Here is a 24726-nt window from a genome sequence, read left to right as displayed (position 1 = left end):
AATTTAAAGGTAAGGCTTGCCTAACTCAAGCCCGTGTCGGGTGGACAACGTCACACGAACGCCCCGCCCCGCCCACCGCTCACCCGGCCGCGCGGCGGGCGCGCCAGTCCCGGCTGTGTCGGCGGATCTCGGCCGCGGAGAAGTTCTCGTGGTCCTCGCCCCACGCGGTGACGCCGTCGAAGGTCCACTCGGTGAGGCCGTTGACGGTGAACAGATTCGGGTTCAGGAAGAAGCCGAGGCGGTTGTACAGCCGCCCCTCGGCGCGCAGTTCGCGACCGAGCGTGTCGACGCCGGTCAGTACCACCCGGGTCGCCCAGCCGGTGGCGTCGTCCCGCTCGACCACCTCGCGGCGCCCCCGGGCCAGCTTCGCCCAGGTGCCGTCGCGCAGCAGATAGCCGTGGATCGACACGCACCCCTGGCCGAAGTCCATGGTGATGCTGTGGAAGGCGTCGTGTTCGGAGGCGGTGGCATAGCTGTATCCGCCGCGCCGGGCGGGCGATTGCATCAGACCGGGGCCGAACTGGGAGCGCGGACCCCACGAACGGTCCCGGAAGCCGTAGGAGTCGACCGGGATCTCCTCGCCGCGCAGCACCACCGTGCCGGTGTAGCGGCCGGGCTGGTCGAGGTGCTTCTCGCCCAGGTAGTGCGGTGGCAGCAGGCCGGTGAAGGTGAGGTCGACGTGGATCTCGTCGCCGCCGTCGGGATCGTCGTAGCCGACCTCGTACACCCGCTGCGGCTTCACGCAGCGCACCCGGAAGCCGTTCGGCAGGCGCAGGTCGGTCAGGTCCTGGTCGGGGATCGGCAGATGCCAGAAGTTCTTGGCGTAGACCGCGTCGTGCGGGTGCTGTCCGCTGTCGTCCCAGAAGTACGCGCCGCCCGCCGCGACCCCCTGGTTCGCCCGGAAGAACGGGTACAACTGCCCGGACAACCGCTTGTGCGGCACGGTGAAGGTGAACCAGGAGGTCTCCGACCAGTACGGGTCGTCGTCGGTCGGCGGGTGGAACCTGTCGTCGGGGTGGTGAGTGGTCATGGCCAACGGGTACTACGGGTACTTGGCCGAGTCAATGAATATTGGGTGCCGCTTGAGGTTGGTTGGGTGCACCTTGAGGACCGGGTGCCGCTTGAGGTCGGGCGCTGCTTGATGGCCGGGTGCTACGTGAGCACGACCTCCGCCGTCAGCGGCCCGCTCCCCGGCACCCGGTCGATCCGGGCGATGTGGCCGGCCGCGCGCAGGTCGGTCTCGATCGGGGTGATCCGGGCCAGTTCGTCGGCGTCGCCGGTGACGGTGAGCGCGGCTACCTCGGCGCGCATCGACACCTGGGCGGCGGACTTGGCCCGGCGCACCTCGGCGATCAGGCCGGACGCGACGCCGAGCAGGGCCCGGTCGGCCGCCGGCGGTGCGGCCGGGACGGGCCAGGCCGCCCGGTGCACCGAGCCCTCCTGCCACCAGGACCACACCTCCTCGGTGGCGAACGGCAACACCGGCGCGAGCAGCCGCGTCAGCACGGACAGCGCACCCGCCAGCGCGGCCCGCGCCGAGGCGGCGCCCGCCTCGTCGCCGGCCTCGCCGTACGCGCGGGCCTTGACCAACTCGACGTAGTCGTCGCAGAAGTACCAGAAGAAGCGCTCGGTCCGCTCCAGGGCCCGTGCGTAGTCGTAGTCCTCGAACGCCTCCCCCGCCGCCCGGGCCACCTCCGCCAACTCGGCGAGCAGCGCCAGGTCGAGCGGTTCGGTCACCGCTTCGGGGGCCTCGGCCGCGCCGATCGACAACACGAAGCGGCCCACGTTGAGCAGCTTGATCGCCAGCCGCCGGCCGACCTTCATCTGCCCGACGTCGAACGCGGTGTCCACGCCGGGCCGGCCGTTCGCCGCCCAGTAGCGCACCGCGTCGGAGCCGTGCTGCGCGAGCAGGTCGACCGGGGTGACCACGTTGCCCTTGGACTTGGACATCTTCTTGCGGTCCGGGTCCAGGATCCACCCGGAGATCGCCGCGTGCGCGAACGGCAGGCTGTCGTTCTCCGCGTCGGCGCGCACCACGGAGGAGAACAGCCAGGTACGGATGATCTCGTGCGCCTGCGGCCGCAGGTCCATCGGGAAGACCCGGGCGAACAGGTCCTCGTCCCGACACCAGCCGCCCGCGATCTGCGGGGTCAGCGAGGATGTCGCCCAGGTGTCCATCACGTCCGGGTCGCCGACGAACCCGCCCGGCTCGCCGCGCTGTTGCTCGGTATATCCCGGCGGCACGTCGGTGTAGGGGTCGATCGGCAGGTCGGCCTCGGCGGGCGACAGCGGCTTGTCGTGGAGCGGCAGGCCGGCCTCGTCCAACGGGTACCACAGCGGCACGGGCACGCCGAAGAAGCGCTGCCGGCTGATCAACCAGTCGCCGTTGAGGCCGTCGACCCAGTTGTCGTAGCGGACCTTCATGTGCGCGGGATGCCAGGCCAACTCGGCGCCCCGGGCCAGCAGTCGGGCGCGCAGGTCGGCGTCGCGTCCGCCGTTGCGCAGGTACCACTGCCGGGTGGTGACGATCTCGAGCGGCTTGTCGCCCTTCTCGTAGAACTTGACCGCGTGCGTGATCGGCTCCGGCTCGCCGACCAGGTCGCCGCTCTCGCGCAACATCGCCACGATCCGCTCGCGCGCGGTGAACACGGTGGCGCCGGCGAGACGGGAGTACGCCTCGATCCCCTCGGGCCGCTCGATCCCGGCCGGCGGCTCGGCCCGGAACCTGCCGTCCCAGTCGAGCACGGGCCGGGTCTCCAGGCGCAGTTCGCGCCACCACGTGACGTCGGTGGTGTCGCCGAACGTGCACACCATGGCCAGCCCGGAGCCCTTCTCCGGATCGGCCAGCGGATGGGCGTACACCGGCACGGCGACGCCGAACAGCGGGGTGCGGGCGCACGAGCCGAACAGGTGGGTGTAGCGGGTGTCGTCGGGGTGCGCGACCAGGGCCACGCACGCGGGCAGCAACTCCGGCCGGGTGGTGGCGATCTCCAGCGCGTCGCCGGTCGGGGCGCGGAAGGTCAGGCGGTGGTAGGCGCCGGGACGCTCCCGGTCCTCCAGTTCGGCCTGCGCCACGGCGGTGCGGAAGGTGACGTCCCACAGGGTGGGCGCCTCGGCCGGATACGCCTCGCCGCGCGCCAGGTTGCGCAGGAAGGCCCGCTGCGACGCGGTGCGCGAGACGGCGTCGATGGTCTGGTACGTCATCGACCAGTCGACGGACAGCCCGAGCAGTCGCCACAACTCCTCGAACGCGCGCTCGTCCTGCCGGGTGAGTTCCTCGCACAGTTCGATGAAATTGCGTCGGGAGACCGGGATCTGGCGCTTCGCCGGCTGCGCGGGCGGCACGAAGTCGGGATCGTACGGCAGCGCCGGGTCGCAGCGCACGCCGAAGTGGTTCTGCACCCGCCGCTCGGTGGGCAGGCCGTTGTCGTCCCAGCCCATCGGGTAGAAGACCTCGCGCCCGCACATGCGGCGGTAGCGCGCGACGGCGTCGGTGTGCGTGTACGAGAAGACGTGGCCCACGTGCAGCGATCCGCTGACGGTCGGGGGCGGGGTGTCGATCGAGTAGACCTCGTCGCGGGTCCGGGTGCGATCGAAGCGGTATACGCCCGTCTCGTCCCAGACGCGCGACCATTTCGCTTCCAGCCCGTCGAGGGTGGGCTTGTCGGGCATGAGGGGGGAACCAGAGGCGGGAACCATGCCCCCGGAGCGTACCGGGCGAGGGGGCGGGGCTCTAACCGATTGTTCGTTTCGTGAGGCGGGTCGCGGTCAGTCGCCCGGGACCGGGTGGGTGGGCCCGGCGAACGCCCCTCGGGGGGTCGGGTGTTCGCCGGGGCCGGTCGGGTGATGCGGGTGATGCGGGTACGCGGCGGATCGGTCAGGCGTCGGCGCGCAGTGCGGCGACGAAGGCGGTCCAGGGTGCGCGGGCGAGGGTCAGCAGCCCGATCGCCGGGTCCTTGCTGTCCCGTACGTCGGTGCGGCCGTCCGGGTGCGGGCGGATCTCGGTGCAGTCGCCGTTCTGCATGCTGTAGCTGCTCTTGACCCAAAGGGGTGAGTTCTCAGGCATCGGCATTCTTCCTACTCGGTTACTCGACTACTCGGTTACTCGGCTGCTCGGTTCGGCTGCTCGGTTACCGGACTACTCGGCTCTTCGGTCCGCGAGTCGGTGGGGCCGCGAGGGGGCTGCGAGGGGGTCGGTGCGCAGGACGATCGGCCTGCGAGTTCCTTGGCACTGGACGCGATGAAGGCCTCGGACTCGATGGGACTCAGCGCGATTCCCCGCAAGTCCGCGAAGACCTTGCCGTAGTGAGCGGTGTCCTGGGCTCTTTCCAGGTAGGCGTGGCTGGTGAAGTTCTCCAGCGAAACCACTTCCATCCCCGAGGGGGGAGGGAACCCGTAGATCGAGAACGGCGTGGGGCCGCCCGGATAGGCGCCTGCCGAAAAGGGTAGTACCTGCACGGTCACGTTCGAAAGTTGGGCAATTTCGATCAAGCGCAGGAGTTGCTCGCGCAACACCCGCCGGCCGCCTATCTCCTGGCGCAGCGCGGCCTCGCCGATGACCATCAACACCCGCATCGGCGCGGGCTCTTCGCGGGTCAGCACGCGCTGCCGATCCAGCCGCACCCGGACCCGGGTCCGGCATTGTTCGTCGAGCGGTCCCACGGTGCCGCCGCGGATGACGGCGGTCGCGTACGCCTCGGTCTGGAACAGCCCCGGGATGATGCTGGGTTGGAAGCCCAGACAGGAGGCGACCTCGGCCTCCAGGCCGATCAGGTCGAGGAAGTCCTGCGGGAGTCGGTCGGCGAGGTCGCGCCACCAGCGCTGCCGCCGACCCTCGCGCGCCAGCGCCAACCAGCCCTCGCGCGCGGCCGGGTCGGCCACCTCGTACAGATCGAGCAGCGCCTTGAGGTCGAGCGCGCGGATGCCGCTGCGGCCGGACTCGATCCGGCTCACCTTGGCGGGATGGCAGGAGAGGGCGTCGGCCACGTCCTCCAGGAGCAGCGCGCAATCCTCGCGCAGCCGACGCAGGTTGGCACCCAGGACGCGCCTGCGCACCGTCGGGTACTGCTCGGCGCCCATGGTTCCTCCCGATTTCGATCCCGATCCGATCCCGATCCGCACCGACCGTTGCCGTGGCTTTTCGCAATACTCGGTTCTTTTCTGCGGAAATTCGGGAGTTCGCCCCGAGGAGTGGGCGTCATGGTACCCATATCCGACACGATGCAAGTCGGGTGAGTTGTTTGACTTGCACTTGCTGCCCGTACCGAGGACGCTACTGACAGCGACCCGTCGAGCACCTGCCGAAGGGCTCGTGGGGGTCCGGTCGCGCCCGGGGCCGCGCCGGTGTCCCGAACCTTGGGAGGCGAGGAATCGTGCTGCGGAAGCAAGACGCCGGCGTGAATCAGGCCGGGATCGCGTGGATCAGTGCCGCCACCCGCGATCCGCGCGACACGCGGTACGCCTGGCTGACCAACCCCGGCGCACGCCGCGCCGCGGACACCGGCCGGCTGTTCGACGCCGTGGTGGTGCGGGCCGATCTGGGCCGGGCGGTACTGGCGCTGCTGGTCGCGGCGGGTGCGCCCGTGGGGACGGTGATCGCCGAGGAGCACGCGGGCAAGTGGGCGTACCTGGTCGGACCGGGCAGCGCGGAGGCATGGCAGGGCGCGGTCGGTCCGGCGGAGGGCACCCGCTACCACTACGTGGGCCACGGCGGCTGCCTCACCCTCCCGGGGCCGCGCCCGTACCCGGGCTCGTCGATGACCTGGATCGTCCGCCCCGGCCTGGGCACGAACCTGACCTGCGTCACCACCTTGGCCGACGCCTACCTGACGGCCGAGGCCGGCACACCGGGGGCCTGCTGCGCCTCCGGCGGGGCGTAGGCGAAGGGGCACCGATTTCGGAGCCGGCTCCATCCGCGAGGGTGAAGCGAGGCGTTTCATGTCATGTCATGTCGTGTCGTGCTCGGGCGAAGCGGGTGTCGGTCGGGCGCAGTGCGGCGCGGGGGCCGGCCGCGGCGACGATCACGTCCAGGCAGCGGGCCGGGTCGGCGGCGTAGATGTTGCTGAACCAGGCCATGTTGGGCTCGACCACCACCCAGTGCTCCTCGGCGCTGTCCGCGGTGCCGGCCAGGCCGACGTCCAGGACCACCGCGCTCGGCAACCCCGTGCCGTGCTCGGCGAGCAAGTCGCGGGCGAAGGCGAACACTTCCCCGGACCTGGGATCGTCGGTCAGCGGCATCGGGTCGAGCCGGCCGAAGGTCGCATAGCGCGAACCGGTGTGCGGGACGCCGTCCACCACGAACAGCCGGTATTCGACGACGAAGGTCCGGATCTCGGCGATCAGCACCGGCGTGGCGTCGGGAACACCGGCGGGCAACCGGGTGCCGTCCGCGTACACCGCCGCCTCGAACGACTTGTCGCTGGGCGGCTTCACGAACGCGGGCACCCGCAACCGCCGCGCCTCACCCATCGTCGTCGCGGCGATCCCCCGCCGCGTCCACCGCTCCGGCAACGCGGTCAACCAGCCGTCCGCGGGCTCCAGAAGCGCCACATCCAACGACGCGGCAACGGTGTCGGCGAACCGGGGCCCGCCGTAGTAGGCCGCAACGCCCCGCAGATCGGGCCTGGACCCGGTAAGCACGGCAACCGCCATCCCACGCTCCACGGCGACCTCGGCCAACAACTCGGCCGTGGTGGTGGATTGGGCGGAGAGCGCGAGGGTGCCGGGCATGATCGAGGACACGTGCGCACGTTAGGACGTCGGGGCCGGCGAGGCGAACGAGTTTGCGTCCCACACCCGGCACCCCCACGCCGACAGCACTGCTCACGATCGCCGGGCCGCCACCGGGCCCGCATCGGCTCGGCGCTCGGCAGTGGTCAAACGGGCCGAGTCTTGGGCCCGGCCCGGTACATCTCGGCAGCGGGCGCGGTGATGGTCTTGTCGGCGAGCGCGCCGTAGTCGTATTCGACCATCCACCGGTCGCCGTCGTGCCAGACGCGGGTGATGGTGCCGAGGTGGTGGTGCCGGCCGCCGTCGAGCTTGCGCCACAGGTGCTCGCCGACGGACCAGGGGGGTGAGGTGGACACGAGTTCTCCTTGCATGCGAAACGGAGCGGGCGCGGGAGCGGTGCGCGCGCGGTGCAGGATCATCCGCACATAGCCGGGCGGGAACCCGGCCACACGGGCGACGACTTCGACGGACACCCCGGCTCGGTACGCGTCGGCAAGCGCCCCCCGAAGCGCAGCCCCGGCGACACGGCACTCCCGGCGATGCGCATCCCGCCGATGACGAGGCGCCGTCGCAGGGTCCGGCAGCCGCCCCTGCAGCCACTCACGCGCGGCAGCGACAGCGGCGAGGCGCACGAGGACGGCCGGTCGTGCGGTGGCAGGCGTGCAGCCCTCCTCGCAGGCGCTGTCGGGCATGGTTCCGCCGCCCGAGTTCGAGATCCGGCCGATCCCCGTGGGCGGCAGCGTCCGCATCAGGCGCATCCGGGCCTCGTGCACCAGCGCGGTCAATTCGGCGCGTGTCACGTCCAGTTCCGGGCGTCCGGGCAGCGTGATGCGGTGGGGGCGGGTCGAGTCGCCCGATTCGGTGACGTTCACTCGGACGACGATGTCGTTGCGCGGCACAGGGACCGCCTCCATTCCGTCGTGCACCCTCGACTCGGGTCGTCGAGGGTGTGTACTGGGAAACCAGCTTGTTACCAGTCAGCGGGCCTGACCCCCTCGACGTCCATGACCTGATCCGGACGCTCGGGCTGTCCGCTTCAGCGAGGACGAGGACGACATGCCGTATCCCCTCCGCCCCCTCGACGGCTCCCTGTCCCCGCGCCACCATCTCGGCGCCGAACTACGCCATTGGCGCAAACGCGCCCGGCTCAGTCAGGGCGCGTTGGGCGCGTTGGTACACGTCAGCGAGGATCTGATCGGGAAGATCGAGAAGGCCACGCGGCGCTGCGACGAGGACTTGGCCACGCGTCTCGACGAAGTGCTCGACACCGGGGGCGTCCTCGTTCGAGCATGGCGTCTCGCCGCCGAAGCGGACAGGCGGGCCGCTGAAGCGGACAGTCCCAGCTCGCCGGCATCGTCGTCGTCGACGCTGGAGCAGCCATCCACGACTGCTCCGGACGGGATCAACGTGCTTCGCAGGGACTTCATCTCAGGTGCTGCCGCCCTCACCGGAACCGCCGCCGCTTTGGCGCCACCTGCCGCACCGACGCGTCGCCCGATGTCACGCCGACCCGTGGACCCCGCGCTTGTCACCTATTTCCGCGAGCAACTGCAAGGCCACTACCGGGCAGACATACTGCTGGGCCCACACCAACTCGTCGCCACCGTCACCGCTCAGCACCAACTGATTTGCGAACTCTCGGCGAACACGACGGGCGACCTGCGACGCAACCTCCTGCGGGTCGGCGCTGCCTACGCCGCCCTCCTCGGCTGGCTCCACCAAGACGCCGGCGACCACCCGTCCTCGATCCGGTGGCGCGACATCACCCTCGACATGGCCCACCGAGCCCGCGATCACCAACTCGTCGGGTACGCCCTCGCGAACAAGGCATCGTTGTGCGTCGACTTGGGTGACGCATCCGGTGCTGTCGACCTCGCGGACGCAGCCCTGGCCGACCCGCGCGCGCTCGCCCCGAAGGTTCAGGTGATCGCCTCCGTCCACGGCGCCCATGGCCGCTCCCTCACGGGCGACCGTGCCGGCGTGGATGCCCTCCTCGGCGAGGCGCAGGAACTTGTCGAACGGATCGAAGACGACCTCCCCTGGGGCAACGCCTGCCGACGCACCCCCGGATACATCGATATCCAACGCGCCACCTGCTACGGGCGCCTCCAGGATCGCGACGCCATCGAGGAGGCGGACCGCATCTGGACGCGAGTGCTCGCCGCGATGCCCGACGCCCATCGAAGGGACGTCGCGGTCTTCCGGGCCCGGCACGCCGCCGTCGCAGCGGCGGCCGGCGAGCCCGAGCGCGCGCTGTACCTCGCCGAACGCGCAACCCTCGTCAGCACGAGCACCGGGTCTGCGCGCACTCGCGCCGAGTTGGCGATACTCCGCCGGAGGATGCTGCCCTGGGCCGATCATGCATACGGCCGCGACCTCACCGAACTCCTGGCTACGATCGGCCTCTGACGACATGGGGGTGGACATGGGACTCACGCCGTTGGCCGACGATCGGATTGCCGAGCTGCTGGCCGAACTTCCCGGCTGGCAGCGCGTGGGCGACGCGATCGAGCGGACCTACACGCAGGCGTACCACGAGACGCTGCACCTGGCGATGTACGTCGGCGCCAAGGCCCGCGAGATCGGCCACCACCCCGACATCCACATCACCTGGCAACGGATCCGCTTCTCCATCACCACCCACGACGCCGGAAACCGGCTCACCGGACGCGACTTCGAACTCGCCCGCTGGATCGACGCCATCGCCGAGGGACACGGGGCAACCCCGAGCAACTGACCGCCGTCACCTTGACAGACCCCGCGCGGGCAGGCGACAGCCGATGGGGACTGACCGCACGGGCGTGGCGGACTGCGCTGTTGGCCTCGGTCATCGCCGAGGCGGAGGGTGCCGATCCGGCGCGGGCCGCGTTGTTGAGTGTGTGGCACGACACCGGGGAGCGTCGCACCGGGGATCTCGCGCACATCAGTCGGAAGTACGTCGGCAAGGGTGACGCGGTGGCCAACGTCGCGGACCAGTCCAAGGGCATGCCCGCCGGGTTGGGGGCGTTGATGCGGTCGATCGTGGGCGAGTACGAGGCGCGGGGGACGCCCGAGGCGGTCTGTGCGGGTGACGCGGACAAGCTGGAGTGCCTGGTCCAGGCCATCGAGTATCGGGACCAGGGGTACGCCAACGTGGACCGCTGGATCGTGAACTCACAGAAGCGCATTCGCACCGAGTCCGCCAGGCGCATCGCGGCCGAACTCCTGGAGACCGGCTCACTCGACTGGCTTCGCGAGGCCATGGGCGAGTCGTAGCCGGACGCGCAGGGTTCGGACGGCTGACCGGAGGTCAGTCCAGGTCCTCCGCCGGCTTTGGGGTCGGGTGCCGGGTCGGGCCGGGGGTGCGCTTCGTGCCGGCGAAGGCGGTCAGGTCGTAGGCGGATTCGGCGTGTACCGCCAGGTCCAGGCCGCGTTGTTCGTGGTCGGCGTGGGCGCGGAAGCCGATGGTGCGGTCGATCACCTTGGCGATCGTGTACGTCACGCCGAAGGAGAACGCGGAGACCACCACGATCGCGACCAACTGCTTGCCGAGCAGCGCCGTGCCGCCGCCGTGCAGCAGGCCCGTCGGTCCGCCCGTGACGTCCTTGGCCGCGAACAGGCCGATCAGCAGCGTCCCGACCACGCCGCCGACGTAGTGCACGCCGACCACGTCCAGCGAGTCGTCGTAGCCGAAGCGGTGCTTCCAGCCGACCGCGAAGCTGCACAGGATGCCCGCCGCGAGGCCGATCACCATCGCGCCCGGCAGGTCCACCACACCGCACGCCGGGGTGATCGCGACCAGGCCCGCGACCGCGCCGGAGGCCGCGCCGAGGGTGGTGGCGTGTCCGTCCCGGCGCTTTTCCACCGCGAGCCAGCCGATCATCGCGGTACATCCGGCCGCCTGCGTGTTCACCAGCGCCTGCGCGGCCGGCCCGTTGGCGCCGAGCGCGGAGCCGCCGTTGAAGCCGAACCACCCGAACCACAGCAGGCCCGCGCCCAGCACCACCAGCGGCAGGTTGTGCGGCCGCATCGGATCCCGCTTGAAGCCGATCCGCGGGCCGAGCACCAGCGCCACCGCCATGCCCGCCGCGCCGCAGTTGATCTCCACCACCAGGCCGCCCGCGAAGTCGAGCGCGCCGAGCCGATGCGCGATCCAGCCGTCGGGGCCCCAGACCCAGTGCGCGAGCGGGACGTACACGCAGGTCACCCACACGGCGCAGAAAAGCACCCACGCCTTGAACCGGGTCCGGTCCGCGATCGCCCCGGAGATCAGCGCCACCGTCAGGATCGCGAAGGTCAGTTGGAAGGCCATGAACAGCAGTTCGGGCACCGTGCCGTGCAGGTCGGCGGGCTTGGTGCCGGCCATGAACACGCTGCCGAGGTCGCCGAGCAGACCGCCGCCCACGTCGTCGCCGAAGGCCAGGCTGTAGCCGAAGGCGATCCACACGACGGTCACCACCGCGATCGCCACGAAGCTCATCATCAGCATGTTCAGCACGCTCTTGGCCCGCACCATGCCGCCGTAGAAGATCGCCAGGGCGGGGGTCATCAGCAGCACGAGCGCGGTGGCCACGAGCAGCCACGCGGTGTCTCCGGCGTTCAGGGCGTCGGGGGCGACGGCGACGGTCATGCGGCTCCCTCATGGGCCTGATGGGGTTTCAGGTCAGGGTGCGCAGCGCGGGTTTCCTGGCGTATACCTCGGTGTTACGCGCGGGTTAAGTAACCGGCCGTGTGTTACGCGGGCATTGCCCGATGGTGAGCGGGCGTGCACGGGGTGAGCGCCCCGACACGCCGGTGAAACACGAATGGCCGACCCCGCTTCACTCCGGCGCCCGGCTGCTTCACTCCGGCGCCCGGCCGCCCGAGCGCCGCGTGACCAGCCGGGCCACCGCCCCCAACCGCTCGCCGTAGTCGCCCACTCGACGGCCCGTCACGCCCTTCAGGCCGTTGAGCGTGAGGGCCACCGCGACCCGCCCGGCGGCGTCGAAGACCGGGGCGACCAGGGTCGAGATGTCGTAGACGGTGTCCGGGTCGACCGCGATCAGCTCGTACTCCTCCTCGCCGAGCGCCGCGACCAGTTCGGCCAGCCGGTCGCGCAGCAGCGGCGCCTCGCGGGGATGTTCGGCCATCCGCTCCAGCGTGCCGCCGATACGGGTCCGGGTCGGGCTGTCCAAGGTGATCGAGTAGCCGCGCTCGCGGACCGCGCCGAGCGTGGCGGGCAGGTGGATGTGGGCCGTGCCGCGTACCCGCTCGTCGAGCCGGTCCAGCCAGGCGTCCACCTCCGCCGGCGTGGACCAGGCGTGGAAGACCTGCCCGAGCGGCGGCACCATGCGCAGCCGCTGCCCCACCCGGACGTCGGCGGAGGCCAGTTGCGGCCGGCCCTCGACGGCCAGGATCACCACCTCGTCGCCGATCGCCACACTCGCCACCAGCTCGGTATCGAACTCGCCCGCCAGCGCGCGCAGTTCGGCCCGAGCCAGGTCCACCGCCCGGTTGCCGCGCAGCGCCGCGTCGCCCAGCGCGATCGGCGCCGGCCCCAGCTCGTACGTCTTGCGGCGCGGATGGCGTACCAGGTAGCCGCCGTCCTCCAGCGCCTGGAGCACGGAGAGCGCGGAGGCGAGGTTGATGCCGAGCGCGGTGTGCAGCTCCGACAGCGTGTACGCCTGACCCGGGTGGGCGGCGAAGAAGTTCAGGATCTCCACCGCGCGAGCGGCGGCGAGGGCGGGACGAACCATGAGGGCGACTCTCCGACCCGGCGGGCATCTTGTGGCCGATACCTCGCGGGGCCACACTCGGCAACACGAAATACGGGATTCGGAAACACTTTTCGAGATATCGAAACATACCGGCCCTGACGCCGACCCCGGGAGTCGCCCCATGAAGCTCGACGTGCTCTACGAAGTGGACGTGCCGCGCCCCTGGCCCGGCGAACACCCGCACGGCCAGCGGCGCGCCGAGCAGCGCGCCTACCGCGAGGCGGTGGAGCAGATCCGGCTGGCAGACCGCATGGGGTTCCACACCGTCTGGGCGGTCGAGCACCACTTCCGCGAGGGCCGCTCGCACATGCCTGCCTCCGAGGTCTTCCTCGGCCACCTCGCCGGCCTCACCGAGCGCATCCGGATGGGCTTCGGCGTCACCCTCACCCCGTTCGGCTTCACCCCGCCGCAGCGGATCGCGGAGAAGGTGGCCACCGTGGACATCCTGTCCGGCGGCCGGGTGGAGTGGGGGACGGGACGCTCCACGCCGATGGAGCAGACCGCCTTCGGCGTGGACATCGCCCGCTCCCGCGACGACTGGCGGGAGGCGATCGAGATCGTCACCGGCATGTGGCGCGAGGAGTACTTCGAGTACGCGTCGGAGCGGTTCACCTTCCCGCGCCGGATGGTCACCCCCAAGCCGTTCCAGGACCCGCACCCGCCGTGCTGGATGGCCGCCACCTCGCAGGGCTCGGCGGAGATCGCGGGCCGGTACGGCCTGGGCATGTTGTCCTTCTCGATCATGCAGCCGCTGGAGACGATGGCCGCCCAGGTGGCCGCCTACCGTGCGGCGGCGGCCGACCCCACACCGCTGACCGACGTGACCACGAACAAGGTCGCCGCGTACACGCTCGTGCACACCACGGCCGGCAAGCGCGTGGATCGCCGGGTCTGGGACTCGGTCGCGTGGTGGTACAAGAACCTGGCCATGTTCACCCTGGAATGGGAACTGCCGCACCTGACCCCGGAGGAGCGGGACCGCACCTTCCCGCTCCTGAAGCCGCTGTTCGAGGGCGAGGTTCCGGTGGACACCTTCGACGCCGCCGACATGATCGTGATCGGCGACGTGGACACCTGCGTACGCAAGCTCAAGCGCTACGCCGACCTGGGTGTGGACGAACTGATCTGCTACGTCCAGTGGGGTTTCCTGGAGCATCGGGAGATCATGCGCACCCTCGAAATCCTCGGCAAAGAGGTCATTCCGGAACTGGAGAAGTATCGACCAAACAAATAGTGGGCGGATGCGGTCGGTTGCTGGTATTTCTTGGCGCCGTGAGCACCTCCATATTCGTGTCGCGAGCGCGACGCATCATCCCCGCCGGCCTCGTCCTGGCCCTGGCCGTCGGCTGCGGCGGGTCCGGCGGCGGGTCCGAGCCCAAGGCCGAGTCCAAGACCCGGCCGCCGGCCACCGGCGCCCCCGCGCCCGCCGGAACCACTCCGCCGACGGCCAAGCCGACCGGGGCGGACGACCCGGCGCTGAAGGAGTTCTACGGTCGGCAACTCGCCTGGGCCAAGTGCCCGGACGACAAGCTCACCAAGGCCGACGAGGGCATGCTCGAATGCGCGAAGCTGCGCGTGCCGCTGGACTACGCGAATCCCGCCGCCGAGACGATCGAACTCCAGGCGTACCGCAGGAAGGCCACGGGAGAGCGGCTGGGGATCCTCGCGGTCGACCCCGGCGGCCCTGGGTCGGGGGTACAGGGCACGACGGCGACCTTCGCGCAGCGCCCGGCGCTGGGCGAGCGCTACGACATCGTCGGGATCGACCCGCGCGGGACCGGCGGAAGCAACCCGGTGACCTGCGTCGACGACGCGGGCACGGACCGCTACAAGGGCCTCGACCCGACGCCGGACGACTCCGCCGAACTGGAGCGGATCACCGCCTACTTCAAGGAGTTCGCCGACGGCTGCACCGCGCGCAGCGCCAAGATGCTCGCGCACCTGGGCACCGAGGACGTGGTCCGGGACCTCGACGTGCTGCGCGGGGTGCTGGGCGAGGACAAGCTCAACTACTTCGGCTACTCCTACGGCACCTTCCTGGGCGCCGTGTATGTGGAGAAGTTCCCCACGCGCAGCGGCCGGATGGTGCTGGACGCGCCGCTGAACCCGGCCCTGGACCGGGTTGCATTCGCGCGCAACCAGGCGCAGGGCTTCGAGCGGACCTTCCGGGCCTTCCTGACCGACTGCCTCCAGCAACGGGACTGCCCGCTCGACGGCACACCGGACGAGGCCACGAAGAAACTGGCCGATCGGCTGCACGAGTTGGGCCGCACACCCCTGACCACCGCCCAGGGCCGCACGATCGGGGAGGGCGAGGCCGTCAACGCGATCTCCCAGGGCATCTACAGTGACCGGTTCTGGAAGGATCTGCGCATCACGCTGCGCGCCTACCTGGGCGACGACGCGGCCAGGGCCGCCGCGGAGACCGACCTGTGGCTCGGGCGGGACCGCAACGGCGCCTACCCCCGCGACCACACCTCGGCCAACCTCACCATCAACTGCGCCGACGGGCGGTCGTTGACCATCGCCGAGGCCGACCGACTGGCCCGAGAGGTGGAGGCCACGATGCCGATCACCGGGCCCGGGGTGGCCTGGTCGTTCGCCGCCGACTGCCGGCCCGCCGGGACCGACCGGGCCCGGCCGATCCAGGCGCCGGGCGCGCCGCCGGTGCTGGTGATCGGTTCCACCGGGGATCCGGCGACCCCGTACGAGCAGGCGCAGGCGCTCACGCCGCAACTGCCCGGCGCGGTACTGCTCACCCGTGAGGCCGACGGGCACGGGTCGTACAACAAGGGCAGCGCCTGCGTCGACGGCGCGGTGGAGACGTATCTGGTCAAGGGCGAACTACCCGCCGCCGGCACCCGCTGACGCTGACGCGACCCGGTTGGGGGACGGGACGCGGATCACGATTGCGGCTCCCGTCCCCCCGCCGCGTGCGCGCGTTGTACGGTCCGTGAGTGACAGTCACATCACTCGCGACGTGGCCCGTCGACTACCCGAGCGACTACGCGGTGGTCGACGTGGAGACCACGGGGCTGCGGAGTTCGGATCGCATCGTTTCGGTGGCCGTGGAGGTCCTGGATCGACACGGCACCGTCACCGATCGCTGGTCGACGCTGGTGGATCCCGGACGTGATCCGGGACCGGTGCACATTCACGGGCTGACCGCCGAACGGCTCGCCGGGGCACCGACGTTCGACCGCGTCGCGGAGGATCTGGCCGAGTATCTGGCCGGGCGGGTCCTCGTCGCGCACAACGCGCCGTTCGACTGGCAGATGTTGGCGTCGGAGTATCGGCGGCTCGGCACGGCGTGGCCGATGGAGCGTCGGTTGTGCACGATGGCGCTCGCGCGACATCTGGAACTGCCGGTCGGCGACTACCGGTTGGCCACCCTTGCCGAGTACTACCGGGTTCGCCAACTGCGGGCGCACGACGCGGTGGACGACGTGCGGGTGCTCTCCGAGATCTTCCGGTACGGCCTGCACGAGGCGGCCGGCGCGGGCCTGCCGCTGCCGCTGACCGCACCCGGCGACGAACCGGGGCAGCGCCGCGCGGCGGTCGCGCGCGCTCGCAGCGCGGAACGCGGCGCACCGGCCAAGGCGCCGTGTCCGTGGGTGAATCCGGGTCGGCTCGACCTCGGCGTCGGGCTGGTCCAGGGCATGCGCGTGGTGTTCACCGGCGAGACCGACCGGCCGCGCGAGGCGTTGGAACTGCGCGCGACCGAGGCCGGGTTGTACGTCACCGGCTCGGTCAGCGGCAAGACGTCGGTCCTGGTCACCAACGACCCGCGGAGCGGCAGCGGCAAGAACCGCCGGGCGGCGCAGGCGGGGACGCCGGTGATCGACGAGGCGACGTTCGTCGAGCTGGTGGGCCGGGTGCGGCCCGGGACGGCCCGGGTCGGGGTGGTGCCGGGGCCGCGTGGGGAGGGTGCGCCGGCGGTGGACGCGGGCGGCCCGGCCGGGGTGGTGGTCCAGGCGCGGGCCGACACCGGCGCCGCGCTCGACCCGGCCCGCGCCGTGGGCGCTCCTGCCGAGGTCGTCGCCGTGCCGGATCCGGCCCAGGCCGCCTCCGCCGGCACGCCCGACTCGCCCCGCGCCGGCGCCCGTACCGCCGTGCGCCAGGTCCTGGTCCTCCAGGGTCGCGACGAGCACCTGGACGGCGGGCGGGTCCGGCAGCTCGTCCTGGAGTCCGGGGCCCGGCTTCGGATCAACCTCACCTCGACCGTGGACACCGTGGTGGTGCTGCCCGGCGCGGCGGCCGACCCCCGGATCGCCCGGGCCGAGGCGTTCGGCGCGGTGTGTCTGACCGAGGCCGAGTGGTCCGCGTCGGTGTCCGGGACCCCGGCCGCGCCCGCGACGCCCGGCCGGCCGGACACCGGCCATCTGCCGCGCGGGGGCACGGTCGAGTTGCCCGGCGGCGCCAACCCCGGCCGGTGGACGCTGAACGCCTCGTGGGCCTGGGACCGCCCCGACGAGGAGATCGACATCGTGGCCTTCCTCCTCGACGAGCACGAACGTGTACGCGGCGACGCCGACTTCGTCTTCTGGAACCAGCCGGCCGCGCCGCTGGACCTGGTCGTCCTCGACGCGTCGGGGCCGGCCGAGCAGACGGTCACGCTCGAACTGGACGTGCTGCCGCGTGACGTACGTCGCGTCGTGATCGCCGCCGCCGTCGACGGGACCAGTACGTTCGACGCGGTCGGGCCGATCGAACTGGACGTCGCGCCGTTCCAGGGCACCGCGTTCCGCCGTTCGGTGCTCGACGCCGCGACGGTGGAACGGGTGCTGCTGCTCGGCACGTTCTACCGTCTGGGCACGGGTTGGAAGTTCCGCACCGAGGGCCAGGGCTACGAGTTCGACCTCGCCGGCCTGGCCGCCTCCTTCGGCGTGGACATCGCCTAGAACCGGTCCGAGTCATCGACATGACGACCGTCCGACCGGCCGGTAACCGGAGTGCGATTCGGTCGCCGGGCGGTGGAGTGGTTTGCTTGACCCGGCCGACAGCAATCGAGGGCAAGGAGTGGTCATGGCGCAGGTCAGGGCAACCGCACACACGACTGTGGCGGCGGAACCGGAGGCGGTTTTCGCGGCCGTCGCGGATTACGCGGACGTGCGACCCAAGCTGCTCACCGAGCACTTCTCGGAGTACGACGTGCGCGAGGGCGGCAAGGGCGCCGGTACGGTCGCGCACTGGCGGCTGCAGGCCACCAGCAAGCGTTCGCGCGACTGCCTGGTGACGGTCACCGAACCGGCGCCCCTCACGCTGGTGGAGACCGACGCCAACTCGTCGATGGTCACCACGTGGACCGTCTCGTCCGCCGGCGCGGGCAGCCGGGTCGAGGTCGTCACGGTGTGGAACGGGGCCGGTGGCATCGGGGGCTTCTTCGAGAAGACCTTCGCGCCGGCCGGGCTGAAGCGGATCTACGACGGCGTCCTGGCGAAGCTGCCCGACGCGCTCTGACGAGCCGTAACCGGTCACGTGCAACGGAAGAGGCCGCCGGCCCCACCGCGAGGTGGGTGCCGGCGGCCTCGGCGCGTTCGGGCCGGCCGGCGGGATCAGGTGAGCAGGGAGCCCGCGCCGATGCCGAGGGCGGCGGCGGAGACCAGGCCGAAGAAGCCGACCCAGAACGCGCCCGGTATCCGGGTCAGATCGGCGAGTTGGTCCGCGTCCGACCACGGCGCCCGGCCCCGGCTGCGCATCTGCTGCAACTCCAGGACCGGACGTACGCCGGACACCAGCAGGAACCACACCAGCAGATAGGCGAACGCCGCCTGGATCCGGGCGCCGGCCAGCCACGAGATGGCGAAGATCACGCCGCCGGTGACCAGCAGTACCAGTGCGCCGAACACGTTGCGTATCGCGATCAACATCAGCGCGAGTAGCACCAGCGCCACCCACAACACCATGGTTATGTGCGCGCCCGCGAGCAGCGCCGCCCCGCCCGCGCCCAGGATCGACGGGGTGATGTAGCCGGCCATCGCGGTGAACACCATGCCCAGGCCGGTGGGTTTGCCGACCGACACGGTCACCCCGGAGGTGTCCGAGTGCAGTCGGATCCCGGACAGCCGGCGCCCCATCAGCAGCGCCACCATCGCGTGCCCGCCCTCGTGGGCGATCGTCACCACCGTGCGCAGCGGTCGCCAGGTCGGGCGGTACAGCACCACCGCGACCGCGACCGCCCCCGTCACCAACGCGAGCCAACTCGGCGGATCCGGCTGGGTCCCGACCACCCGGTCCCACATGTCCTGCAACGACACCGTGTCGACGTTGCTCACGCCGCCCCTCTCGTCCTACGTCCCGACCGCTGCCCCCGCCGCGAACGCTACCGCCCGCCGCGCACCCCCGATCGCTCGCGCACCGTCCCGTGACGCGACTGTCGCCGACCCGGGGCACGCCCGGACCGGGCGGTCAGCCGCCGGCGCCGGCCGCTTCGGTCGCGGGGGCGATCCGGCGGTCGGCGACCTCCACCCGGACCCCGCCGCCGAGCACGAGCCGATCACGCGGGGCGAGGATCACCTCGGCGTCCACGGCCAGCGGCCGGCCAGGCTCGTACGTGGCGCCGTTCCAGCGCTCCACCTCGGTGCCGTTGGCGGAGCCGAGATCGACCGCGACCACGTGCTCGCCGGCCCGCCCCGGCGCCAAGCGAAGCAGTACGTGCTGTCGGCTCACGTAGCGCACCGCCTCGCCGAACCGGTGCCCCCGACCGCCCAGGTCGTAGCCGTTGTCGATGCGTCCCCGGCCGAGTACGAGGGTGTCGCCCACCTCCAGCGGAAGCCGCTCGATCGACGCGCCGCCGGCATGGTCGGCCAGCGCCACCTCGCGCGTCACCCGCCGCGCCCCCGCCGCCCGGAGCGCGCTCGCGCAGCCCGGACAGATCGCCCGGCCGCCGTCGTCCACGCGCGGCCACACCGGCAGCCGCCCGCTCCAGGTACGCGCGTACACACACGACTCCTCGGCGCAGCGCCACCGCGTGCGCACGACCTCCGGATGCCGCGCCGGGTCGGGACAGCGGTCGTCGACGTCGTCCTCGGTGCGGGTGGCGGGCGCCTCGGGCCGGATCCCGGCGGGCACGAAGCGCACCACCCCGTCCGCCTCCCGCCGCCAGTGGTGGAACCGCTCGGGATGCGCCTCGATCCACGGGTGTCGGCGGCGAAAGTCGAGGTAACGATCCCCGCTCAGCACGTGCAGCCCGCCGGCTTCGGCCCGCTCCAGGATCACCGTGTCCGCGACCGGCACCACACTCGCCTCACCGAGCCCGACAAGCCGCCGCAACGCGTGCGCGTCGGCCGGGCTCAGGGTGTACAACAACGCCCGGTCGGCCACGAGTTCGACCCGCGCGTCGGCCCCGTGGCGGGCCCGCCAAGCCGCCTTGGCGGCATCGACCCGAGCCAGAACCGCGCCCTCCGCGCCGGCCGGTTCCCACTCCTCGGAGTGACACACATCGGCCACATCCACGATCGCGTCCCACATACCGTCCCCCTGCTCGAACCCTGCCCCATTCCTATCCGAAACCCGCCCACCCCGCCGCGCCACACGCCGCCGCGCTCGGGGGATCGCCGAGGCAAGCGCGGAAGCCGCCGGTGGTCGATCTTGGGGTTCGGTGATGGTTCGGTGATCGTCGGCCGAGGAACTGTGTGACGCGCGGCGGACTGCGAGAGAAGTGGTGCGCTACCGCGTGGGGCCGGCGGAGCGCTGTTCCCACCGGTCCCAGTGCAGGACGTGCTCGCGGGGGATGCGGCGGGCAGGCTTGAAGTCGGTGCCGATGGTGTAGGCCAGCGGGATGAAGGCGGCCAGCATGATGTCGTCGTACGGAACGCCGAGCACCTTGGCCAACTCCCGCTCCAGTGGTCCTTGCGCTGTCGTCCAGGTGGTGCCCAGACCGCGGGCGCGGGCGGCCAGCATGAAGCTCCACACCGCCGGCAGGATCGAGCCCCACGCTCCCGCCTGCACGGTCACCGGAGCGTGGTCGGTGCGTCCTTCCACCGCAGGGATGACGAAGGCGGGCACCCGGTGGATGTTCGCGGCCAGGTGGCGCAGGCCGTCGAAGACACGCTCGGTGGAGCTGGGGTGGTAGTTCATCCGCCACGCGTCGCGTTCGGTCAGGGGATGTCCGGTGGCCAGGGGCAGGGCGCGCAGGAAGATGTCCGCCACGGCGTGCCGCTGGGCGTCTTCGGTGACGACGATGAAATGCCAGCGCTGCCGGTTGCGGCCGGTCGGCGCCTGCGTGGCCAGATCCACGCACTCCTCGATCAGGGATCGCGGGACGGGGCGGTCCAGGTCCAGGCGCTTGCGCACGGCGCGGGTGGTCGACAGGAGTTGGTCGGGGGTCAGGTCAAGGGTCACGGCCGCTTCCTCTGTTTCGGCTGTACGGGTACGGGTCGGTGGGCGTCGTGGGCCGGCCGGGCAGTGCGTGGATGTACAGATAATCTGTCGCCAGATGATTGGCGAGCCTACAAATTTAATGAGTGGCGCGCAAACAATCTGGACGCAGATTGATTTTGGTAGGGTCGACGAGTGACCGCCGCACACGCAAAGGAGGTGGGCATGCCGCCCAAGACCGCAAACCGCGAGGCCGGCTACTTTGCGACGCTTGCCGCGGAGCGCCCGGACATCGCGCTGTGTCGGGCCTCGACCCTCGTCGCCCGCGCCGCGGAAGCCCGGGCGAACGAGTCCGGGATCGGCGTCGGGCAGCATCTGGTGCTCAAGATGCTCGCCGAGGTCGGCCCCAGCTCGCAGCGAATCCTGAGTGACCAACTGCGCATCGACCGCAGCGTCATGGTCGGCATCTGCGACGGCCTGGAGCAGGCCGGGCACGTACGGCGCGAACGCGACGCGGGCGATCGCCGCGCCTACGCCGTCACGATCACCGACTCGGGCCGCCGGCTCCTCGCCCGCGCCGAGGACGCGGTACCGGCATTCCTCGACGACACCTTCGCGGACCTCACCCCGGCCGAACGTGAGCAACTCTCCACGCTGCTCGCCAAAGTCCTGCGCCTCCACCCCTGACGCGGTTCGGCCGAGGGAACCACTCCCGAAATTCCCCACGCGCGAACCGACCTACGCCGGACCGGCCGCTCCCGCCGCGCAGACATTGCCGGGCAGGGTCGCCGACTTCCTCCGCACCGCCGACCCGGAGCCCGCCGAGCGGGCCGCGCTCGACCGCGGCACGACCGTACGGCGCGGCCGGATCTACGCACTGCGCGTCCGTGCCGAGCCCTCGGGCCACGGCGCGCTCCTCGCGATCCCCCTGCCCACGCGCCCGGCCGTTGGCATCGGCACTACTCGGTGATACTTTGTAGTGGTACTCGGTGTCACTCAGTACCGGGAGAAGCCGAGGAGAACTCGCGATGGACGACCTGACCGAGATGTTGAAGGGCACGCTCGAAGGTTGCGTGCTCGAAATCATCGATGGCGAGGAAACCTACGGCTACGCCATCACCCGTCGGCTGAACGAACTCGGCTTCGCCGACGTCGTCGAGGGGACGGTGTACACCATCCTGCTGCGACTGGAGCGCAACGGCCTGGTCCAGGTGACGAAACGACCGTCCGGGGTCGGTCCGCCGCGCAAGTTCTACGCGCTCAACGACGCCGGACGCGAGGAACTGGCGAGGTTCTGGGCGAAATGGCAGTACGTCTCGTCACGCATCGACAAGCTCAAGGAGGGCGGCGGATGAACTTCCGGGAGACCATCACCGGCAGCGATCTCACCAGGGAATGGAAGGCGTTCGAGGCCCGGGCCGAGGCCCTGCCGAACGACCACCGGGCGGCGTGGGAACAGATCAAGGCCAACCTCTTCCCCTACGGGGACTTCACCGGCCGCAACCTGACGCCGATCCTCGACGGCGCGCTGGGCCTGCTCGAGGAATCGGCGGCGGACGGTCAGGGCGCCCACGAGGTGCTCGGCGGCGACATCCCGGGCTTTTGCGCGGCCCTGGCCGGCGGCGAAGGGGCTCGTACCTTTCGCGACCGATGGCGCGAGCAACTGAACAGGAACGTCGCACGGAAACTGAGCCGGCTGGGAGGCTGACGTGAGCATCGGGGACATCATCGAGGGCAAGAAGCAGTGGCGGGCGCACAAGGCTCGGATCAAGGCGCTTCCGCCGGACTACCGCATCGTCTACAAGGAAATGCAGACGTACCTGTTCAAGGTCGGCCCACTCGACCTGCCCGACGGCCCCCTGCTCCCGGGAATCGTCGACTTCTTCGAGGAGGGCGCAGCCACGGGCAGGGGAGTCCTCGAACTCATCGGGACGGACGTCGCCGCCTTCTGCGACGAACTGGTCAAGGACTCCCGCACCCACGCGGACGCCCTCCAGCAGTCCATCGCCGGTCGATCCAACCCGGCCGAGCAGTAGAACCACCCGCCTCGCACCGGTCGCCCCGGTCCGCAGACGCGGAGCCCAGACACCATGCGCAGCCGTCACGAACCACACCGCGCCTGGCCCTCGCAGTGGCCCGCTGGAATCCGCCCGGTGGGCATCGCCCCGGGCAGCACTCGGCGGCCTGCGGCGAGCGGCACGAGAGAGCCAACGGTTTCCGAGCCGGGTTGCCATGATCGCCGATCGGGGCGTGCGGGTGGTGGAGATATGGGTCCGGTCAGCCGCCGGTGGCGTGTTCGGCGAGCGCGTCGAGGGTGAGGTGCCAGGGGTAGGCGGGGATGCGGGTGTCGCCGGTGCCGGGTGGGTGTGGGACGAAGTGGGGTTCGCCGTACAGGACGTGCACGCCGCAGGAGCGCAGGGTGGCCACGGCCCGGTCGACGGCGGGGTGGGCGGCCTGGGCGGCGTTCCAGAACGGAAGCGCGACGATGGGCAGCCCGAGCCCGAGGGCTTCGGTGAGAACGCCGAGCGCGTAGGTGTCGGCGTGCCCGTCGGCCCACTTCGTGAGGGTGTTCATGGTCATGGGCGCCACGGCCACGGCATCCGCCTTCGGCCACCGCCCGGCCTCGTCGGCACGCCGATAGCGATGCCGAACGGCCCGCCCGGAAGCGTCCTCGACGGCGGCGACGTCCACGAACCCACCACCCTCGGCCGCCGGCGTCGCGATCGTGCACACATCCCACCCCCGCCCGACCGCATCCCGAACCAGGGCCACGACACCCGGCGCAGGACCCGCCGCACACACGACGAGATACAACACAGCACTCACAACGAGACCCCCGATCGCACGGCCAGGCAACGCGGTTCCGAACCTACGCGCCCGTCGGTCGCGGAACGGAAGATCGCTACGACTCGCCCATGGCCTCGCGGAGCCAGTCGAGTGAGCCGGTCTCCAGGAGTTCGGCCGCGATGCGCCTGGCGGACTCGGTGCGGATCCGCTTCTGCGAATTCACGATCCAGCGCTCCACGTTGGCGTACCCCCGGTCCCGATACTCGATCGCCTGCACCAGGCACTCCAACTTGTCCGCGTCACCCGCGCAGATCGCCTCGGGCGTCTCGCGTGCCTCGTACTCGCCGACGATCGACCGCATCAACGCCCCCAACCCGGCGGGCATGTCCTTGGACTGGTCCGCCACGATGGCCACCGCGTCACCCTTGCCGACGTACTTCTGACTGATGTGCGCGAGATCCCCGGTACGGCTCTCCCCGGTGTCGTGCCACACACTCAACAACGCCGCCCGCGCCGGATCGGCACCCTCCGCCTCGGCAATGACCGAGGCCAAAAGAGCGGCCCGCCACGAATGCTCCGCCACACTCTCCGGATCCTTCACCCCGGCGATCCACCACCCGGTGCGCTTGTGATTCTTCAGCGTCCCCGCCTCGAAGAGGAAGTTCGCCACCGCCCGATCCTCGTCAGCCACACCATGCCCCTTGCCGTGTCCGGTGCCCTTGACGTGTGTCATGTCCCTCAGGTGCTACGGGTTGACGATCTTGTCGATGGCGTCGGCGAGTTTGAAGTCGAGTTCGGTCACCACGCCCCCTGCGGAGTAGGTGGTCATGCTGAACCGCGCGTCCTTCCAGTGCAGTTCGACATCCGGGTGATGCTCCAGTTCCTTGGCGACTGTGGCAACCTCGGCAATCAGTCGCACGCCGTCGTGATAGTCGACGGCGTAGGACTTCGCGATCCGCGCCGAGTCCCCGAACCAGCCCTCCCGAATCGCAAGCCCGGCCGCCACGTCGGCGGGATCGAGCGGTGTGCGCTCACCCATGAACCCAGCCCTCCTCAGCCGTTCCCCGGCCACCACCCAGGCCGGCCACAGGCCACCCAGCCTTCCGCACTCGAGATTCACGACGCCAGAGTCCTGGCCGTCGCCAGGAGTTCGGCG

Annotated in this window: 26 protein-coding genes; 12 read left to right on the top strand and 14 right to left on the bottom strand. The window is 70.9% G+C overall.

Annotated elements, in window-relative coordinates; all coding sequences use genetic code 11:
• Nucleotides 1–79: 79 nt before the first annotated feature.
• The 4 genes from ACH4XV_RS01275 to ACH4XV_RS01260 form a co-directional block, all read right to left on the bottom strand.
• Nucleotides 80–1030 carry a hypothetical protein gene (locus ACH4XV_RS01275; protein WP_395785949.1) on the bottom strand — a complete coding sequence of 317 codons (951 nt, stop codon included), beginning with the start codon at nt 1028–1030 and terminating at the stop codon, nt 80–82.
• Between the two features lie 122 nt (nt 1031–1152).
• Nucleotides 1153–3672, bottom strand: coding sequence for a valine--tRNA ligase (gene valS / locus ACH4XV_RS01270; protein WP_395785947.1), 2520 nt, complete (start codon nt 3670–3672; stop codon nt 1153–1155).
• 205 nt (nt 3673–3877) lie between these two features.
• Nucleotides 3878–4066: a DUF397 domain-containing protein gene (locus ACH4XV_RS01265; RefSeq protein WP_395785945.1), complete on the bottom strand. Its 189-nt coding sequence runs from the start codon at nt 4064–4066 to the stop codon at nt 3878–3880.
• Nucleotides 4067–4101: 35 nt separating this feature from the next.
• Nucleotides 4102–5079, bottom strand: a complete 978-nt coding sequence (locus ACH4XV_RS01260) for a helix-turn-helix domain-containing protein (RefSeq protein ID WP_395785943.1) — start codon at nt 5077–5079, stop codon at nt 4102–4104.
• Between the two features lie 293 nt (nt 5080–5372).
• Between ACH4XV_RS01260 and ACH4XV_RS01255 the strand changes: the two genes are divergently transcribed.
• Entirely contained in the window at nt 5373–5879 is a 507-nt protein-coding gene (locus ACH4XV_RS01255; protein ID WP_395785941.1) for a hypothetical protein, read from the top strand.
• Between the two features lie 61 nt (nt 5880–5940).
• Here the strand turns inward: ACH4XV_RS01255 and ACH4XV_RS01250 are convergent, their stop codons facing one another.
• Together ACH4XV_RS01250 and ACH4XV_RS01245 are read right to left on the bottom strand one after the other, a co-directional pair.
• Nucleotides 5941–6741 carry an ATP-grasp domain-containing protein gene (locus tag ACH4XV_RS01250; protein ID WP_395785939.1) on the bottom strand — a complete coding sequence of 267 codons (801 nt, stop codon included), beginning with the start codon at nt 6739–6741 and terminating at the stop codon, nt 5941–5943.
• A gap of 134 nt (nt 6742–6875) precedes the next feature.
• Nucleotides 6876–7601 carry a hypothetical protein gene (locus ACH4XV_RS01245; RefSeq protein WP_395785937.1) on the bottom strand — a complete coding sequence of 242 codons (726 nt, stop codon included), beginning with the start codon at nt 7599–7601 and terminating at the stop codon, nt 6876–6878.
• A 184-nt stretch (nt 7602–7785) separates the two neighbouring features.
• On the opposite strand from ACH4XV_RS01245, the gene ACH4XV_RS01240 reads away from it, so the two are divergent.
• The 3 genes from ACH4XV_RS01240 to ACH4XV_RS01230 are packed head-to-tail and all read left to right on the top strand — an operon-like array spanning nt 7786 to nt 9984.
• Nucleotides 7786–9138, top strand: a complete 1353-nt coding sequence (locus ACH4XV_RS01240; protein WP_395785935.1) for a helix-turn-helix domain-containing protein — start codon at nt 7786–7788, stop codon at nt 9136–9138.
• Between the two features lie 16 nt (nt 9139–9154).
• Nucleotides 9155–9466, top strand: a complete 312-nt coding sequence (locus tag ACH4XV_RS01235; protein WP_395785933.1) for a 4a-hydroxytetrahydrobiopterin dehydratase — start codon at nt 9155–9157, stop codon at nt 9464–9466.
• An 11-nt stretch (nt 9467–9477) separates the two neighbouring features.
• Nucleotides 9478–9984 carry an HD family hydrolase gene (locus ACH4XV_RS01230; RefSeq protein ID WP_395785931.1) on the top strand — a complete coding sequence of 169 codons (507 nt, stop codon included), beginning with the start codon at nt 9478–9480 and terminating at the stop codon, nt 9982–9984.
• 34 nt (nt 9985–10018) lie between these two features.
• Here ACH4XV_RS01230 and ACH4XV_RS01225 read toward each other — a convergent pair whose 3' ends face one another.
• Both ACH4XV_RS01225 and ACH4XV_RS01220 read right to left on the bottom strand, forming a co-directional pair.
• The gene (locus ACH4XV_RS01225) at nt 10019–11338 is read right to left on the bottom strand and encodes an ammonium transporter (protein WP_395785929.1); all 1320 of its coding nucleotides are present in this window, start codon (nt 11336–11338) and stop codon (nt 10019–10021) included.
• A gap of 211 nt (nt 11339–11549) precedes the next feature.
• Nucleotides 11550–12443 carry an IclR family transcriptional regulator gene (locus tag ACH4XV_RS01220; protein ID WP_395785927.1) on the bottom strand — a complete coding sequence of 298 codons (894 nt, stop codon included), beginning with the start codon at nt 12441–12443 and terminating at the stop codon, nt 11550–11552.
• Nucleotides 12444–12585: 142 nt separating this feature from the next.
• On the opposite strand from ACH4XV_RS01220, the gene ACH4XV_RS01215 reads away from it, so the two are divergent.
• The 4 genes from ACH4XV_RS01215 (at nt 12586) to ACH4XV_RS01200 (ending at nt 17924) form a co-directional block, all read left to right on the top strand.
• Nucleotides 12586–13698, top strand: coding sequence for an LLM class flavin-dependent oxidoreductase (locus tag ACH4XV_RS01215; RefSeq protein WP_379998603.1), 1113 nt, complete (start codon nt 12586–12588; stop codon nt 13696–13698).
• Nucleotides 13699–13736: 38 nt separating this feature from the next.
• Entirely contained in the window at nt 13737–15332 is a 1596-nt protein-coding gene (locus ACH4XV_RS01210; RefSeq protein ID WP_395785925.1) for an alpha/beta hydrolase, read from the top strand.
• An 89-nt stretch (nt 15333–15421) separates the two neighbouring features.
• Complete coding sequence (locus ACH4XV_RS01205; RefSeq protein WP_395785923.1) at nt 15422–17365, top strand: exonuclease domain-containing protein; 1944 nt, start codon at nt 15422–15424, stop codon at nt 17363–17365.
• A gap of 124 nt (nt 17366–17489) precedes the next feature.
• The gene (locus ACH4XV_RS01200; RefSeq protein ID WP_395785921.1) at nt 17490–17924 is read left to right on the top strand and encodes an SRPBCC family protein; all 435 of its coding nucleotides are present in this window, start codon (nt 17490–17492) and stop codon (nt 17922–17924) included.
• A gap of 95 nt (nt 17925–18019) precedes the next feature.
• Here ACH4XV_RS01200 and ACH4XV_RS01195 read toward each other — a convergent pair whose 3' ends face one another.
• The 3 genes from ACH4XV_RS01195 to ACH4XV_RS01185 form a co-directional block, all read right to left on the bottom strand.
• The gene (locus ACH4XV_RS01195) at nt 18020–18739 is read right to left on the bottom strand and encodes a M50 family metallopeptidase (RefSeq protein WP_380038843.1); all 720 of its coding nucleotides are present in this window, start codon (nt 18737–18739) and stop codon (nt 18020–18022) included.
• A 133-nt stretch (nt 18740–18872) separates the two neighbouring features.
• The gene (locus ACH4XV_RS01190) at nt 18873–19934 is read right to left on the bottom strand and encodes a hypothetical protein (RefSeq protein WP_395785919.1); all 1062 of its coding nucleotides are present in this window, start codon (nt 19932–19934) and stop codon (nt 18873–18875) included.
• 198 nt (nt 19935–20132) lie between these two features.
• Nucleotides 20133–20807, bottom strand: coding sequence for a nitroreductase family protein (locus ACH4XV_RS01185; protein ID WP_395785918.1), 675 nt, complete (start codon nt 20805–20807; stop codon nt 20133–20135).
• 201 nt (nt 20808–21008) lie between these two features.
• Between ACH4XV_RS01185 and ACH4XV_RS01180 the strand changes: the two genes are divergently transcribed.
• From ACH4XV_RS01180 to ACH4XV_RS01165, 4 genes are all read left to right on the top strand, one after another.
• Entirely contained in the window at nt 21009–21470 is a 462-nt protein-coding gene (locus tag ACH4XV_RS01180) for a MarR family winged helix-turn-helix transcriptional regulator (protein ID WP_395785916.1), read from the top strand.
• A gap of 341 nt (nt 21471–21811) precedes the next feature.
• Nucleotides 21812–22138 (top strand): PadR family transcriptional regulator, encoded by a 327-nt coding sequence (locus ACH4XV_RS01175; protein WP_395785914.1) that lies wholly within the window; start codon nt 21812–21814, stop codon nt 22136–22138.
• Complete coding sequence (locus tag ACH4XV_RS01170; RefSeq protein ID WP_395785912.1) at nt 22135–22491, top strand: DUF1048 domain-containing protein; 357 nt, start codon at nt 22135–22137, stop codon at nt 22489–22491. The genes ACH4XV_RS01175 and ACH4XV_RS01170 overlap by 4 nt, the downstream gene beginning before the upstream one ends.
• A gap of 1 nt (nt 22492) precedes the next feature.
• On the top strand, nt 22493–22819 hold the full coding sequence (locus ACH4XV_RS01165; protein WP_395785910.1) for a DUF1048 domain-containing protein: 327 nt from the start codon (nt 22493–22495) through the stop codon (nt 22817–22819).
• A 241-nt stretch (nt 22820–23060) separates the two neighbouring features.
• Here the strand turns inward: ACH4XV_RS01165 and ACH4XV_RS01160 are convergent, their stop codons facing one another.
• From ACH4XV_RS01160 to ACH4XV_RS01150, 3 genes are all read right to left on the bottom strand, one after another.
• Nucleotides 23061–23585: a flavoprotein gene (locus ACH4XV_RS01160; protein ID WP_395787031.1), complete on the bottom strand. Its 525-nt coding sequence runs from the start codon at nt 23583–23585 to the stop codon at nt 23061–23063.
• A 100-nt stretch (nt 23586–23685) separates the two neighbouring features.
• Complete coding sequence (locus ACH4XV_RS01155; protein WP_395785908.1) at nt 23686–24261, bottom strand: HD family hydrolase; 576 nt, start codon at nt 24259–24261, stop codon at nt 23686–23688.
• Between the two features lie 54 nt (nt 24262–24315).
• A complete protein-coding gene (locus ACH4XV_RS01150) occupies nt 24316–24609 on the bottom strand; it encodes a 4a-hydroxytetrahydrobiopterin dehydratase (RefSeq protein ID WP_395785906.1) in 294 nt (97 codons plus the stop codon).
• Between the last annotated feature and the right edge of the window lie 117 nt (nt 24610–24726).

Source organism: Embleya sp. NPDC020630, assembly GCF_044334985.1.
In the GTDB taxonomy this organism is placed as follows: Bacteria; Actinomycetota; Actinomycetes; order Streptomycetales; family Streptomycetaceae; genus Embleya.
This window is presented reverse-complemented; position numbering and strand designations above follow the sequence as displayed.